The 16,617-nt window shown below is 41.2% G+C and carries 9 protein-coding genes and 2 riboswitches; all 9 genes read left to right on the plus strand.

What is annotated here, in order from left to right; genetic code table 11:
• Positions 1-25: 25 nt before the first annotated feature.
• Positions 26-265: an ESX secretion system protein YukD gene (gene yukD / locus ABIE66_RS01790; protein WP_289318832.1), complete on the plus strand. Its 240-nt coding sequence runs from the start codon at positions 26-28 to the stop codon at positions 263-265.
• A gap of 71 nt (positions 266-336) precedes the next feature.
• Entirely contained in the window at positions 337-1,680 is a 1,344-nt protein-coding gene (gene essB / locus ABIE66_RS01795; protein WP_370013677.1) for a type VII secretion protein EssB, read from the plus strand.
• A 30-nt stretch (positions 1,681-1,710) separates the two neighbouring features.
• A complete protein-coding gene (gene essC / locus ABIE66_RS01800; RefSeq protein WP_370013678.1) occupies positions 1,711-6,192 on the plus strand; it encodes a type VII secretion protein EssC in 4,482 nt (1,493 codons plus the stop codon).
• Positions 6,185-9,112 (plus strand): type VII secretion protein EsaA, encoded by a 2,928-nt coding sequence (gene esaA / locus ABIE66_RS01805; protein ID WP_370013679.1) that lies wholly within the window; start codon positions 6,185-6,187, stop codon positions 9,110-9,112. The genes essC and esaA overlap by 8 nt, the downstream gene beginning before the upstream one ends.
• Positions 9,099-9,581, plus strand: coding sequence for a type VII secretion protein EssA (gene essA / locus ABIE66_RS01810; protein WP_289318816.1), 483 nt, complete (start codon positions 9,099-9,101; stop codon positions 9,579-9,581). The genes esaA and essA overlap by 14 nt, the downstream gene beginning before the upstream one ends.
• Positions 9,582-10,067: 486 nt before the next feature.
• Positions 10,068-11,024, plus strand: coding sequence for an AAA family ATPase (locus tag ABIE66_RS01815; RefSeq protein ID WP_370013680.1), 957 nt, complete (start codon positions 10,068-10,070; stop codon positions 11,022-11,024).
• A 38-nt stretch (positions 11,025-11,062) separates the two neighbouring features.
• A complete protein-coding gene (locus tag ABIE66_RS01820) occupies positions 11,063-12,217 on the plus strand; it encodes a DUF58 domain-containing protein (protein ID WP_370013681.1) in 1,155 nt (384 codons plus the stop codon).
• Complete coding sequence (locus ABIE66_RS01825; RefSeq protein ID WP_370013682.1) at positions 12,214-14,406, plus strand: DUF4129 domain-containing transglutaminase family protein; 2,193 nt, start codon at positions 12,214-12,216, stop codon at positions 14,404-14,406. The genes ABIE66_RS01820 and ABIE66_RS01825 overlap by 4 nt, the downstream gene beginning before the upstream one ends.
• Positions 14,407-14,442: 36 nt before the next feature.
• A riboswitch (purine riboswitch) is annotated at positions 14,443-14,544 on the plus strand.
• A 142-nt stretch (positions 14,545-14,686) separates the two neighbouring features.
• The gene (gene guaA, locus ABIE66_RS01830) at positions 14,687-16,243 is read left to right on the plus strand and encodes a glutamine-hydrolyzing GMP synthase (RefSeq protein WP_289323469.1); all 1,557 of its coding nucleotides are present in this window, start codon (positions 14,687-14,689) and stop codon (positions 16,241-16,243) included.
• 226 nt (positions 16,244-16,469) lie between these two features.
• A riboswitch (purine riboswitch) is annotated at positions 16,470-16,571 on the plus strand.
• Positions 16,572-16,617 lie beyond the last annotated feature (46 nt).

Below are 16,617 nucleotides of genomic sequence, written 5' to 3' on the forward strand. Positions count from 1 at the left end.
TTTTGCTTTTAAAGAGGTGGTTTCCATATATATTCAACTTACGATCGATTTAAACAGGTACACAGGGGAAGTATTTGACTTGCAAGTGTCGAATTACCGCTCCATCAAGAAGGTTGTGGAAATTGTATGGCAGGTAAAGGATATTGCCAGTGCACCTAAAGATGGCTATTGGGTGCGGGTCCAGAATAAGGAGTTTGTATGTTCAGGTTATGATACCCTGCTTGATAGCGGAATTACGACGGGGGACCGCCTTGAGATCCTCTAATGGATTAAGTGTGGGCTCGTTATAGGAATAAAGTCTAAAGCCCTTTTAGCAGGGGTAAAGGAGTACATAGAATGGATGAGAAAAAATCTTCATATCTGGAGAAAAAAACAGAAGCTGCAATTGTGAAGGGTGATAATGGGTATTCGTTCGTTTTCCAACGGGCAAAACTGTCGATGCAAGATCCATTGGAATTACAGCTTATTCATGAAGCCGATGATGCTCTCCAGAAACATATAGAAGTGACAGAGGACGAGGTGCAGATCAGAGTAAATCCACCAGCCTCTTTTTTTGTTTTTTCCAAAGCTAAAGATAAAAATCTGATAGGTCGATGGGTATCGTCCTATCAAATCGTGAAGAAAATCAGAAATCATGAATTGACTCGGCTGCAACTAGTCGTCTGTCCAGAAAATATCGTTTTTGACTCAAGCTTGGCCCCATATTTCCTGCATTATGGTGTAAAAGACAGTTTGCCTCCTTATGAACATAATCAAGATGAGCTATTTAAAGAAACGAAGGCAACGATTTCTGCACTTGTGGATGGGCAGTATACATTCGAAGAGTATTTGCTTTACCATAAAACACTAAAACTATCGAACGAATCACAAAGTATACTGGCATCGGGGACTTGGGATGAACTTTCCAAGGTCATTCAAAATCGGATAGAAGCTTTAGAGAAGGAAGAAAAAGCATTTGTACATATCCCTGAAAAGAAATGGAAAACGGGCCGTTATACACTTTGGGGTACGATGATCGTTCTAGTGCCACTGCTGTTGTTTACGATTTACACACTATTCTTCTCCCAACCTAGGCAGGAGGCATATGTAGATAGCGGTGAAAGCTTCTTAAAACAAAAATACAGTGAAGTCATTGACCGTTTGGAAAACTACGATCCAAAAAATATGCCGTATGTCGTTCAATATGAACTGGCTATGGCCTATGTCACTTATGAGCCGTTAGATGATGTCAGGAAGAAGAATGTAGAAAATGCAATCACTTTGCAAACGGATAGTCAGTATCTTCTATATTGGATTTATATAGGCAGGGGCATGAACGAGGACGCGATCGATTTGGCGAGAATCATGGAGGATCGCGAATTGATTACATATGGTCTGTTAAATCAGAAAGAACAGATTAAGCTAGACGATAACCTTTCAGGGGAAGAAAAGGAAACGCAAATTAAAGAAATCGATACAGAGTTGTCCCAATATGAAAAGGAAATAAAGGAATTGCAAAAGCAAATGGAGGAACAGCAAGATCAAAACCAGCCTGCAACAGAGTCCAATGATCAAGGTGAAGCGGAAGCAAAACCTGCTGTAAAAGAAGTAGAGGAAAAGGAGCCTGCTTCTGGAGAAAAAGAAGAAAGTAAGGATTCCTCGAAAAAATCATCTGAAGAAAAAGAGAAAAGCAAAGAGTGAGCATTTGGCCTTTTGCGGAGGTGAGATTTAATGAGTTTATTATGGATTTATTCTAAGGGGACCTATCAGTCCTTCACGATCAAGGATGATCATAAAGGTACGATCACGATTGGCCCATCAAAGCAGGATACGATCACCGTCTATTCCGTTCCCTTTGAACATGGACCTATCAAGCTGAGAAAGCAAAATGGGCTTGATGAGTTTGAGGTGTTTAGAGAGGAAAAGAAGCTTGGCGATGTAAAGCCGTTTCAAAGCTTCACCTTTCATGAAGGAGAAGAAACGATCGAGATTTTTTATACGGCAGGGGAATTGGAAGAAAGCCTCTATTATATTGGCAATTTGAAAGAAATCACTATATCAGCCAAGCTGGGAGCGACTTTCCGTAAAGAAGGACCCGTTTCCGGCAATGGCTTTTCCTTTGTGCTTCATAAAGGGCAATGGCTTCTCGTGCCAAAGGAAAATAGCGGGATTTTCCTGAATGGTGAAAAGGTAACGAAGGCTGTTCCCGTTCAAAATGGCGATCTGATTTGCTGGCCAAATATGGTGCTGAGGTTGATTGAAGGCGACTTATTGATGATTCATAGTGCCGAGAGTTATGAAACATCTTTATCTAAAATGAAGAAGCCAATCTCTGAAATGAAGAAAAGCTATCCACAATATCGCCGTACACCAAGGATGATCTATGAATTGCCGGATGAGAAAGTGACGATATCATTTCCGAGCCAAGAATCGGAAGATAATAATAGAGGGTTATGGCTAATCCTTATGCCACCGTTAATGATGCTTATTGTCATGGGGGTCATCACGATCATTCAACCTCGGGGCATTTTCATCATCATATCGATCGTGATGTTCACAACGACTTTAGTTACCTCGACGGTACAATACTTTAAAGACAAAAAGAAGCAAAAATTCAGAGAAGAAAAACGTCAACGTGTGTATACCAGGTATCTAGAGCAGAAGAGGGAAGAACTGCAAGAGCTGTCTGAAAGGCAAAAGAATGTGCTGTTGTATCATTACCCTTCTTTTGAAAGGATGAAGCATCTGACCGATAGTATCAGCGACCGTATTTGGGAGCGAACATTGGATAGTGAAGACGCTCTCCACTTTAAGATAGGAACGGCGGCCATACCCTCAAGTTATGAGGTGTCGGTTAATAGTAACGATATGTCCAATCGTGATATAGATGATTTACTTGAGCAGTCGCAGGAACTTGTGGAGGTATACAAAAACCTGGATGATCTTCCGTTATCCATTGATTTATCAAGCGGATCGATGGGTCTGGTTGGAAAGGAATCGATTGTTAAACGTGAGTTGCAACAATTGATTGGGCAACTGGCCTTTTTTCATAGTTATCATGATGTACGATTTGTGGCCATTTTTCCGGAAAAGGATTACCAAGAATGGGAATGGATGAAATGGCTCCCTCATTTTCAATTGCCGCATGCCTATGCAAAAGGCCTTATATACAATGAGCAATCACGCGACCAGCTACTTACTTCGATTTATCAGCTATTGAGGGAAAGAGATTTGGATGAGAACAAAGGGAAAGTAAGATTCACTCCCCATTTTGTCTTTATTGTCACGGATCGCAATTTAATTGCAGAGCATGTCATATTGGAATATTTAGAGGGTAAAACAGAAGATTTAGGTATCTCGACGATTTTTGCTGCGGATGCAAAAGAGAGTTTGACGGAAAATGTCCATACGCTTGTTAAGTATATAAATGATCGCGATGGTGAGATTCTCATCCAACAAACGAAGGCTGTTCATACCCCTTTTACACTTGATACACATACAAAAGAAGGTAATGAGCGTTATGCACGTACGCTGCGTTCACTGGATCATCAAAAGGGGATGAACAATTCAATACCAGAAACGGTTTCATTTCTGGAGTTATTGAAAGCTCGTGAAGTGGAAGATCTACCTATCAGCCAAAACTGGCAGACCAATCAGTCTTCCAAATCCCTGGCAGTACCGATTGGATTGAAAGGGAAAACGGATAGGGTTGAATTGAACTTGCATGAAAAGGCGCATGGCCCCCATGGATTGGTTGCTGGGACGACAGGATCGGGGAAAAGTGAATTACTGCAAACTTACATCCTATCATTAGCCGTTCATTATCATCCGCACGAAGTTGCCTTTTTGCTCATTGATTATAAAGGTGGGGGAATGGCGCAGCCATTCAGACAGATTCCGCATCTGCTGGGAGTCATTACGAATATCGAAGGAAGCAAGAACTTCAGTGCCAGGGCACTGGCCTCCATTAATAGTGAATTGAAGAAACGTCAGCGCATGTTTGATCGATATGAAGTCAACCATATCAACGATTACACGGATTTATACAAAGAAGGCAAAGCGGATGAACCGTTACCGCATTTATTTTTGATATCAGATGAGTTTGCGGAACTAAAAAACGAAGAACCCGATTTCATCAGGGAATTAGTGAGTACGGCAAGAATTGGACGGAGCTTGGGTGTTCATTTAATTCTTGCTACACAAAAGCCTGGTGGTGTTATCGATAACCAGATTTGGAGTAATGCCCGTTTTAAAATTTCCTTAAAAGTGCAGGATGCCAATGATAGTAAGGAAATTCTTAAAAATAGCGATGCGGCAAATATTACTGTCACCGGACGGGGATATTTGCAGGTGGGAAATAACGAGGTTTATGAATTGTTCCAGTCTGCATGGAGCGGTGCACCCTATTTAGAGGATACGGTTGGATCTGAGGATGAAGTGGCACTTGTCACAGACCTTGGTCTTGTTCAAATCTCAAATGTATCGGAACAGATCACTAATAAGAGGAAAGAAAAGATTAGTGAAATTGAAGCCGTGGCGGATCGAATTGTGGCGACACAGGAAGAAATGGAGATTAAGAAGTTGGCAAGCCCATGGCTACCGCCTCTTTCAGATCGTTTATCGAGAAACGCTGAAAGAAGCTTGGCGAGCAATCAATTCCACCTAGGAATGAAGGATGAGCCCGAATTGCAGAGCCAGACAAATTATGTCTATAACTGGATTGAAGATGGGAATGTTGGGGTTTTTGGTTCTTCCGGATACGGCAAGTCAACCACCGTTTTGACACTTCTCTTTAGTTTTGCAGATCAATTCAGTCCTGAAGAACTGCATTATTATATTTTCGATTTCGGGAATAGCGCTTTACTGCCAATACGCCAGCTGCCTCATACTGGGGAATACTTTAGGTTCGATGAGTTAAGGAAAATTGAAAAATTCATGTTATTCATGAAGTCGGAGATGGAAAGGCGTAAGCAGCTTTTTTCAGAAAAGGAGCTTAGTAATATAAAGCTTTATAATGCATTAGTGGAAGATAAATTGCCGATTATTTATATCGTGGTCGACAATTTTGACTTAGTGAAGGATGAGATGCAAGACCAGGAAGCGCAATTCGTTCAGTTTGCACGGGATGGACAATCACTTGGAATATTCATGATTTTAACCGCAACGAGAATCAATGCGATTCGCCAGCCGTTAATGAATAGTCTTAAGACGAAGGTCGTCCATTACTTAATGGACAGTTCGGAGCAATATTCAGTTTTGGGGAGGACCCCTTATGAAAATGAACCTGTTCCGGGTAGGGCGTTGGTGAAAAAGGACCAAACCTATCTCACGCAGGTTTATTTACCAGCCGATGGAGCGGATGATATAGCCGTTTTGGAAGAAATGAAACAAGCGGTGGCAGAACATAAGGTTAAATATAAGGAAATAGCCAAACCGCCGGCGATTCCGATGTTACCGACGCGACTTGATTCCAGCAGCTTCAAGAGTTACTGCTCACAAGCCATTAAGAAGGATTCCATTCCAATCGGGCTTTCTGAGGAAAGCGTTACACCTGTTTTCGTGGAGTTGAATTCCAATCCATTCCTGCTTGTCGTAGGACAGTCACGTAAAGGGAAAACGAATGTCCTTAAAGTGCTCTTGGAATCGTTGCTTACACAGACGATTGGGGAAATTGGTTTATTTGACGGAGTTGATCGTGGCCTATCTTCATATGCGTTAGAGGAGAAGGTACGCTATGTGGAAACAAAAGATCAGATAACCGAATGGCTTGATCATATCACTGGAATATTTGAAGAACGTGAACGACGTTATCTAGAGGCATTGGAAATGAAACCGATGAAGCAACTGGAATTCCCAACGATTATGTTTGTCATAGATAGCATTTCAAGAATCCAACAAACGATCGACGGCAGGATTCAGGATAGGATCAGTGGTTTGATGAAACAGTACAGCCATCTCGGGTTTAGTGTGATTGTCGCTGGAAATGCCAACGACTTCACCAAGGGGTATGATTCGTTGACAACCGAACTGAAACAAGTCAGACAGGCTGTTTTGCTTCTTAAAAAATCGGACCAAAGCTTGTACACCCTCTCGTATTCCAGAAAAGAAGAAGAAATACAGCCGGGGTACGGATACTTCGTGCTGAATGGCCAGGAGAGTAAAATCCAAATTCCACTAAGTGAAGAAAGAAGGAGAGTGCAAGAGAGTGTCTGAAAAAATAAAACCGATGCTATTAATCGGTAAAATACTGGTGATCTTAGCGCTGCCAATCCTGTTTTTTTCCTATATTGGCCAAAATCCAATGAAAAAGACAGAAACGGCTTCTCGTGAAATCGCCATTGTAAATGAAGATAATGGCACTGAATTTAACAAAAAACCCATTTACATGGGCTCAGAGCTTGTTACCACATTGGACAAGGATTCTGAATATGAGTGGTTTGTGGTTAATAGAAGTACGGCGGAAAGTGGACTTGCAAATGAAAAGTATGATGCAGTTATATATTTTCCATCCGATTTTTCAGAGAATATTTATACGTTCGATGATGAACAGCCTGTCAAGGCGGGGTTAAAATACAAGGTACAACCTAGTTTGAATGCAGAGAATATGGAAAAGGTACAAAAGGAATTAGAGAAGACAAAGAGCAAAATGAATAAGCATATTTCCACACAGTATTGGAGCTATGTTTCCCAATCAGTCGAGGACATTCGTAAGAAGTTCGATAATGTCCTAGCTAAAGAAATCGCTTTTCAAAACACGATGTATGAGTTTTATACTCCAAGCTCGGAAAGCCTTGCTGGCGAAATCAAGCAGCATAAGGACATGCTTGAAGGAGTCTTTGCCCAGACGAAGGATGCAGGGAAAACGAGTACTGAAACAATGGGTGAAATCGGGGACACTAAGGCCCAAATGGCTTCCTTTGTGAAGGATGTTGTTTCTTTTGAGGAGTATCAACAAGCTCAAAGTAACCTTTTTGAGAAGGCATCGACCCAAAATCAGCAGCTTGTCAAGGAGAGTATTCAATCATATGACAAGGTGTTGAATGAAGGGAACCAATCTCTACCAGAGATTCAGCAAGGGATGAATACGGAATTCAGTCTTAATGACCAAGGCATTAGTGAGAATGTTGGAATCATGCAGCAGAAACTTGATTCTAGTAATAATGAATTGGAACAGTTTTCAACAAGCATGAAAGACAAACAAGTAGAACAAATCACGAAAATCACCCAAGATCAACAAAGCTCGATTGAACAATTGAAACAATCTGAAGAGGGGGGGCTTGATAACCTTCAGTCTACTTTACTAATGCAAAGGGGAAATCTTACAAGCAGCTCTGGTGATGGGGAAATTATCGATGAAGGAACGACCTCTATAGAAGATATTGAAACGGAAACGGGTAAAGGTGAATCGGATGCTGCTCCTTCAAAGAAGGATCCGATTGATGAACTATCACTCCAGGTACTGCTGGATCAAATAAATGGCATCAACACGGCACTTGAAAGTTTGGTGCCGGCAGAGGGAAGTGAAGGTACTGCCGAACAAATCAACATTCTTACGGCAGAACTCCAAGCAGAAATCAATAATCTTAGCGGCACAGTGAACGGCAGAACGGGAAATTATAATCAAGTGATTACGGAGTTTAATACACTGGTAGATTCATATAGTGATCTGCTCGCTCAGTTTACGCAATTACAGACTGATTATAATGAACTCGGCACGAATTATAAGGATTTAGGTGACCAATGGAAAAAGTCACAGGAAGATATTCAAAAATTACAGGACATCCAGAGTATGACAATCGACGAGGCCATCGCAGAGATCAAGAATCTCGAACAGTCACTCCTTGAAAAAGTGGGGGGAGAAAGGCGGGCAATGTTGGTGAAGGCCTTTGATAATCCTATCACTAACCGGGATTCAACTACCCTCCTTGCCTATTACGGTTCGCTCTCATCTTATGGTGAATTGGCTGAAAGAGTCACGGAAGCAAATGTAGATAAGGTATTTGCAGCCAATATAAAAGAATTGGAAAACTTGAAAAATGGGGTTTCCGGAAACGTAGATGAAGAAGCAAAGCTCGTCAAGGCGAGTTTAGCGGGAGTTAATGAAGACTTTGGAATGTTCTCCGACTCCATTATGGGTTATATGCAGGAATATGATGCAAACGTCGAATCAGGGCAGAAAGCAACTTTAGCTGAATTAGCGGCAATTACCGAAAGGGCTCAAGGAGTGTCTGCCAATTTGTCAGATCATATGGAAGCTCCTGAATTAGAGACGGAACCGCCAGTAAACCTTGATGGCGAAATGTTTGTATCACTTCAAGACAATACGGCAACAACTGTCGGCTTCATTTCAGACCTTGTCAACTCTGTAGCGGAACGACAAGACACGGTTACGAAGGATACAGCAGACCTGCAAGCGAAAGTGGGGTCCGTACAGGAAAGGGCCGATCAGCTTAATGATAATTGGTCCCAAAATGTAGACTCAACCGTAAAAATCAAGACAGACGTATATAGTGTCTTGAATAACACTCTGGTCGATGATCAGCAGAACGGGTATGTGTATGAATATTTAGCGAATCCCGTTCAAATAAGCGGTGAAGTCCTTCATCAGGAAAAGGTTAATATCCCGCCAATCGTCATGTTGGTGATCATACTCATTTCTGGGTTATTGATCGGTTTCTTCATGCATCATTATGAAACCATTCCAATGATGGTCCATGCGGCCTTGTTTACCTTATTGAATCTGATCGTAGGTTTAATAATCAGCATATATGGTTTGAAGATTTATCCACTGGGAGATATGCAGGAGATTAAATGGACTGTTTTCACTGTCCTGCTTTTATTCTTCTGTTCAGCGTTTACACGACTTGCCTTCTCAATTGGTCCGTTTGTCGGTGCTATCCTTGTGATTGGTTTGATCAGTTTCTTTACCATTCCATTATTGGATTTAATCATGCCGAATTTCAATGTTGAACACCCTGTTGCAGACGTATACATGTCCATTCAATTCGGTAATCAGTCTGCATTCATTCCGGCTATCATCATCTTGATTGTACTGACGCTTATCGGAACGGTCATTCCATATATAGTGAAGCGTCTGACAGAAAGAAGAGAAATGGCCCATGAAGTGGAGTAAATTCGTAATGCCAGTCTTGTTCATCCTGTTCTTTAGCTATACAGCGCATGCCGGGGCAGAAGAGGAACCCATGGTGGAGCCCAATGAGTATCAAGAAAAGGATATTGATATTCAGACGGAGTATTTCCATGAGGAAGGATTGTTGGAACAGAAGCAAGAACTGCCTGAAGAACTAAAAGACCTTACTTTTGAAAGAGGTAAATATGATGTCATTGACTCGGTGAAGGACTCACTGTTTCTGTCTCCGGTAACGGAGAATCAAAATAATACCATCGCTTCAAAAGCAGAACAGCTTGGATTATTCTCGGAAGTCAGCATTCGAACGAGAAGTGAAGAAGAAACGGAGCCTACCCTTAATTTTGACCTGACGATATTGCTCGGAATTGTTTTGGCACTTTTGGTCGGTTGTTTGTTTTTTATCCTTATTCCGAAAATGGGGAAGCTGAATGGTGAGGTTAAACGAAAATGAAAAAAGCCCGATTTCTGGCATATGTCAGGAATTGGGCTTTTTTGCTACATATCCATAATCGTTTTAAGAAGCCCTAAAAGAAGGGCAACTGCGAAAATCAAAATGAAGAATCTTTTATACATGATCAGTACCTCTTATATCTTTGAGTGGATTGCATCCATTTTAGCATAATTAAGAAAGAAAGGAAGTTGGTTCATTTTTAATTCCTTAAGAATGTATTCCAGATGATCGTAGCTCTATTGCCCTGATGAGCGAGCAGGAAATGGAAAGGATGCGCCAATATATTGGTGCATCCTTCTTCGTGTTATTTGAACAAGTTATGATAACATTAAGCAGCATTAATATTTTTAGAGAAATTCGTTTATGGTTTACTGAATATCTAGTAAACTTACAATGTAAGGTTTAATTGGAGCTTAATGTAAAAAAGTCTAGTTTTAATATGGAAAATATATGAAATATTGATAGGGTGATCTCAGGAGGTAGAGAATGGTATATAAGCAGATCAATCAAAAGCTGGAAATGATTCTAGGGAATATCGAAAAGGTGATTATCGGAAAACGGGATATAGCAGAACTAAGCATCGTGGCACTTCTTTCCGGCGGGCATGTCTTATTGGAGGATGTTCCGGGTGTGGGAAAGACAGTCATGGTAAGGGCACTGGCAAAATCAATAGGTGCAAGCTTTAAACGTATACAATTCACGCCTGATTTACTGCCTTCTGATGTAACTGGTGTTTCGATCTTTAATCCTAAGGAACAAGAATTCATTTTTAGACCGGGACCGATAATGGGACATATAATTTTAGCCGATGAAATTAACCGGACCTCGCCAAAAACGCAGTCTGCCTTGCTTGAAGCCATGGAAGAGGCAAGTGTGACGATAGATGGTGTCACAAGAGGATTGGAGAAGCCCTTTTTCGTAATGGCAACACAAAATCCGATCGAGTACGAGGGAACATATCCGCTTCCAGAGGCTCAATTGGATAGATTCCTATTAAAAATGAAAATGGGCTATCCAAGTGTGGAAGACGAGATGGAGGTACTTCATAGGGCTCAACATATGGCACCGCTTGAGGAGCTGGAATCCGTCATCACCATAGATGAATTGATAGCATTACAGGCAGAGGTAAAAGCGGTGATAGTGGATGACATAATAAAACGTTATATCGTTGAGTTGGCGATACGAACCCGTACTCATGAAGGGGTCTATTTGGGGGTAAGCCCGCGTGGATCGATAGCCTTGATGAAAGCAGCTCAAGCTTACGCACTGATTCAGGGAAGGGACTATGTTCTACCGGACGATATTCAATATTTAGTTCCATTCGTATTCTCCCACCGGCTCATTTTGAAACCTGAAGCGAATTATGATGGATTCGATGCAGGAATGGTGATACATGAAATTGTCGCGACAACTCAAGTGCCTGTGAAGCGGGCTGTGACCTGATGCGCAAATTCATCAACTTTTTAAGGGGAAATATGAGTGTGATTGGACTGGTATTACTCATGGCCATTTCCTTTTGCTTTGCAATGTTTCAAGGCGGTTTTGTCAGTTGGTTTATTTTTTATTCGTTTTTTCCATTTTCTGCGTACGCTGCGATTCTGCTGTTTTATCCGCTGCATGCCTTTACCGTTGAGAGAAAGGTCAATAAAAGGGAATGCCAGGCCGGGGAATCCGTTCAAATAGCCGTGACGTTTACCCGTAAAAACCGGCTGCCCCTATTATTTATGGTGATAGAGGAGGAATTGCCTCAGGAGATGGAGGATAGGGGATTCCAAAGGAAAATACTTATCTTTCCGGGATTCAAGCGTACCTTCAGCATGTCATATACCTTGGAAAACTTGCCGCGTGGAGAGCATTCGTTTCAATCTATCCGCTTCAGGATAGGGGACTTTTTCGGGCTCGTTGAAAAGGAAGCGATATATCGTTCACCTTTGAAGATAACTGTTTACCCTCAATATCATGAACTTGCCTACAGTGATCTTGATCGAGTGTTCAATCAGGGGGCAGTGGGTTCAACAAAGAAAACTAAACGGGAACATTCAGTGGTCTCTGGGGTAAGAGAGTATCAGCCAGGCGATCAGTTGTCATGGATTAATTGGAAGGCGACGGCTAGAACGAGTGAAATCATGACGAAGGAATTCGAAGTGCAGAAAAACAGGGATGTATTCATCATGCTTGATAATAAGCCATCGGATTTATTTGAAGAATCAGTTGTAATCACGGCTTCCATTGCACACGCCATGTTAAAAAAAGGCATGGAGATTGGGTATGCAAGTATGGGATCGAGACTAATCATACCGACAGGAGCAGGAAATAACCAGAGACGAAAGATTTTTAACCGACTTGCTAAAGAGGAACATAGTGTTGTGAATGCATTGAAAGAAAATGTAAGTAAGGGCAGTCTTCCGGCAAACGCTGCTGTGATATTCATAGTTTCAGACTTAACCTTAGAAAAGGTGGACATATTGAGTGCTTTCCGCGCTAATCAGGGATTAATGTTATGTGTAAAGAAACAGGCCGATCTTACTGATAAGGAAAAAATGTCACGTTCTACAGCTGTCTCGAGGGGGATAAAGGTTAGCTTTTTTGAACATGGCCAACTAAAGTTTGACAGATCAGGGGTGATGGCAAAATGAATGTCACTACCGAAAAGTTAGAAAGGTTCATGCATGTCCTCTTATATATATTTGGTCTGTTGTTGATTACTGAATGGTTAAGGCCTGTCGATAAACTCACCGATACAGGTAATATCATCATTTTTGTTCTATTTTTGATTTATTCCCTACTACTGCATTATTTCCGCATTCATTGGTCAATCCGAATTATTCTCATTATTGCTTATATTATGATTTCATTACAGTTCCTTCATTCCAAAAGCGCTTTATTTCAATTATCATGGTTGAAAGGATTTCTAGTGGATTTTACGGGCAACCTTGGGTATATGTATGATGGGAATTGGGAGTCGATCACCAATCCATTTCGAACATTTCTATTTTTTGTCCTGCTTTGGCTAGTAACATATTTGATCCATTACTGGGTGATGGTGAGGCAAAGCATCTTTTTCTTTTTTATGTTAACGGTGATTTTTATCTCTGTACTCGATACTTTCACTCCCTATGTGGGGGATAAGGCAATGGTAAGAATCATCATCATCGGGTTCTTGATGCTCGGTCTACTATCCCTGCTGCGTCTAACGATACAGGAGAGAATAAGGTTTCCGATGGCTGCCATCAATAAGTGGATCTTGATGCTAACCGGCATGATATTGGTAAGTGTCCTTGTTGGATTCGGTGCCCCAAAGCTCTCTCCGCAGTGGGCGGACCCAGTTCCTTATATTACTTCATATTCTGATAAAGCGGTTAAAGAAGACGGTGGTTCGAAGGGTAAAAGTGTCGGATACGATGAAGACGATTCGGATCTTGGCGGTTCGATAGAGCCAGATAGTTCCATCGTTTTTTACAATAATGCACCTGCAGGACATTATTGGAAAGTCGAGAACAAAGATATTTATACAGGTAAAGGATGGGTTTCCTTACCGGAAACGGACTTTCATGCTTTTTCCAACGGGCAGGATATGACATCTTTAGATATTCAGGTTCCTGAAATAGAGAAAACAGAAGAAATGACGGCAAAAGTAACAATGACGGAAACATATTCGCATATACTCCATCCGCAGTCCGGATATTTAAAAAAGATCGATGCCAAAAACGGAATGGATTTCAAATATTATCAGGGTATCGACAAAATCATTTCTCAACGGGAAAATGGAGAAAGACTGGACATGGAGGAGTATGAGCTGGTCTATGATATGCCGAGTTTTGATATAGCTGAGTTAAGAAAGGTAACAGAACCTGACGAAACGATGGATTTGTTAATGGAAAAAAACACACAGCTTCCTGAGGGATTGCCAAACCGGATCTATGAATTGGGATCCCAACTAACAAGAAATGAAACGAATTGGTACGATAAAGCAAAAGCCATTGAGGATTACTTCGACGGTCCTGAATTCATTTATTCAAAAGACGATATTCCGTATCCGGGGACAAATCAAGATTATGTCGATCAATTTTTATTCGAGACACAGATAGGGTATTGTGATAATTTTTCAAGTGCAATGGTCGTTTTACTCCGTGCCGCCAATATACCTGCCAGGTGGGTAAAGGGCTACACGGAAGGTGAAAAGTCAATCAATGATGGTGAATCCGTTTATAAGGTGACCAATAATAATGCACATTCCTGGGCCGAGGTTTATTTTTCTGGGATAGGTTGGGTCCCCTTCGAGCCGACAAAGGGATTCAACGGGGAAGTTGAATTTTACGATTCGGAATTGAAACAGGAAAAGATCAAGAACCCTGGCCCAACTAATGAAGAGCATACAAAAAAAGAGACCAGGGAACGCCAGGATACACCCGATAGGGAAACTCAATCATCAGGGGAAACTGGTATAGGGGGCTCAGAAGGTCTCTTTAAATGGACTGCCATCACACTGTTAGGTGTAATGATTCTCGCTTCAATTGGTTATTTCTCCAGAAGGAAGTGGATTCCACATCTGCAGATTCTTCGATATAAAAATAAAACCGGTGCTCATTTCACGAAAGCCTATTTAATATTATTGAAACAATTAAAGCGAGCTGGTTTAGTTCGTCCGGAGGGGCAAACTTTAAGGGAGTACGCCGCCTATGTGGATGCAGTGTACGATACGGATGAGATGAGTGAATTGACGGCTGGATACGAGTTAATGATATATCGTGGAGACGTGGAAGATAGCGAATGGGAGCACTTTCAAAACGGTTGGGAAAGCTTAATGAAAAAAACTAGCTCTTGACCAGGTTTTTATTATATTGATACAATAACAAAAACTAACTTAAACTAATATATCCTTCATATATCCTCGATAATATGGATCGAAAGTTTCTACCGAATCACCGTAAATGATTTGACTATGAAGGCGGATTTTAACAGGAAAGCTGAAAATCTGCCTTCGTCTATACTTTTTGTGTATTTTTGAGGGTGGATTTTTAGTTTTTCTTTTTTTATGATAATATTTTTTATAAGAAAGTATCACTCGATTTTATGAGTGAATTACATTGATAGAGGTGACGTTTGTGCCGGGGAAAACAGAATTGCAAAAAAACCAGGAAATGATCGTAGTACTTGATTTCGGAAGCCAATATAACCAATTGATCACTCGTCGTATCCGCGAATTTGGTGTGTACAGTGAGCTTCATCCTCATACAATTACTGTAGAAGAAATCGAGAAAATGAACCCAACGGGAATTATTTTCTCAGGTGGTCCGAACAGTGTTTATGATGCAACTGCATTTGGTTGTGATGAACGCATATTCGAAATGGGTCTACCGATTTTCGGTATTTGTTATGGCATGCAGCTTATGACCAAACATTTTGGCGGAAAAGTGGAACCAGCTAAAAACCGTGAATACGGAAAAGCGACACTTGCCATCCAAAATGAGTCCAAGTTATTCAGTGACTTGCCAAAAGAACAAATCGTTTGGATGAGCCATGGTGATTTAGTGGTGGAAACGCCTGAAGGTTTCAAGATTGATGGAACGAACCCGTCTTGCCCAATTTCGGCTATGAGTGACGAGTCACGTAAATTGTATGCCGTACAATTCCATCCTGAAGTCCGTCATTCAGTTTACGGAAATGACATTTTGAAAAATTTCGTATTCGGCGTTTGTGGTTGCAAAGGTGACTGGTCAATGGAGAACTTCATTGAAATCGAGATGGAGAAAATCCGTCAAACGGTCGGAGATAAAAAAGTGTTATGCGCATTGAGCGGCGGAGTGGATTCATCCGTTGTGGCTGTATTGATCCATAAAGCGATTGGCGATCAGCTAACATGTATTTTCGTTGATCATGGATTACTTCGTAAAGGGGAAGCCGAAGGTGTAATGGAAACATTCAGGGAAGGCTTCAATATGAACGTAATCAAGGTCGATGCATCGGAACGCTTCCTATCGAAACTTGCGGGCGTTTCAGATCCGGAACAAAAACGGAAAATCATCGGTAACGAGTTTATCTACGTATTTGATGACGAAGCAACAAAGCTTAAAGGTATTGAATTCCTTGCACAAGGGACACTGTACACAGACATTATTGAAAGTGGTACGGCTACTGCACAAACAATTAAATCGCATCATAACGTTGGCGGTCTGCCGGAAGATATGCAATTTAAATTGATTGAGCCATTGAATACTCTATTCAAGGATGAAGTGCGTGCACTTGGAAGTGAAATGGGCATTCCAGATGAAATCGTTTGGCGTCAACCATTCCCAGGTCCAGGTTTAGGCATTCGTGTATTAGGTGAAATTTCAGATGAAAAACTTGAAATCGTTCGTGAATCTGACCATATCTTACGTGAAGAAATTAAAAAGAATGGTTTGGAACGTGAAATTTGGCAGTACTTTACGGTGCTTCCTAACATCCGTAGTGTAGGGGTAATGGGCGACGCCCGTACGTATGATTACACAATCGGGATCCGTGCTGTAACATCCATTGACGGAATGACTTCCGATTGGGCGAGAATCCCATGGGATGTACTTGAAATCATCTCAACGAGAATCGTTAATGAAGTTAATCATGTTAACCGCGTCGTGTATGACATTACTTCCAAGCCACCTGCAACTATCGAGTGGGAATAGAAGATTAAATCATCCAATCAGTGAAGGAATTAACCTTCACTGATTTTTTTTGTTATAAAAATTATAGATAATATGTTGAATACTTACATTTCACGTATATTGGTGAAGATATAGCCATAATAAGTAAGGGAAATATAGCGAAACGCGAACAATGCCTAAAATTACATAAAAAATATTCGTTTGGCGTATTGACGATTATTTTTGTGACTGGTACACTATACCTATAATAATAAAAAAACATAATTGTCGTATAATATTGGGGATATGGCCCAAAAGTTTCTACCAAGCTGCCGTGAACGGCTTGACTACGATGTGAATGGATTGGCGCGAGCAAGGATAAACCGCCACTTCTTTACATGATTGTGGTCAAGCCC

This window comes from Peribacillus sp. B2I2, assembly GCF_041261685.1.
Lineage (GTDB): Bacteria > Bacillota > Bacilli > Bacillales > DSM-1321 > Peribacillus.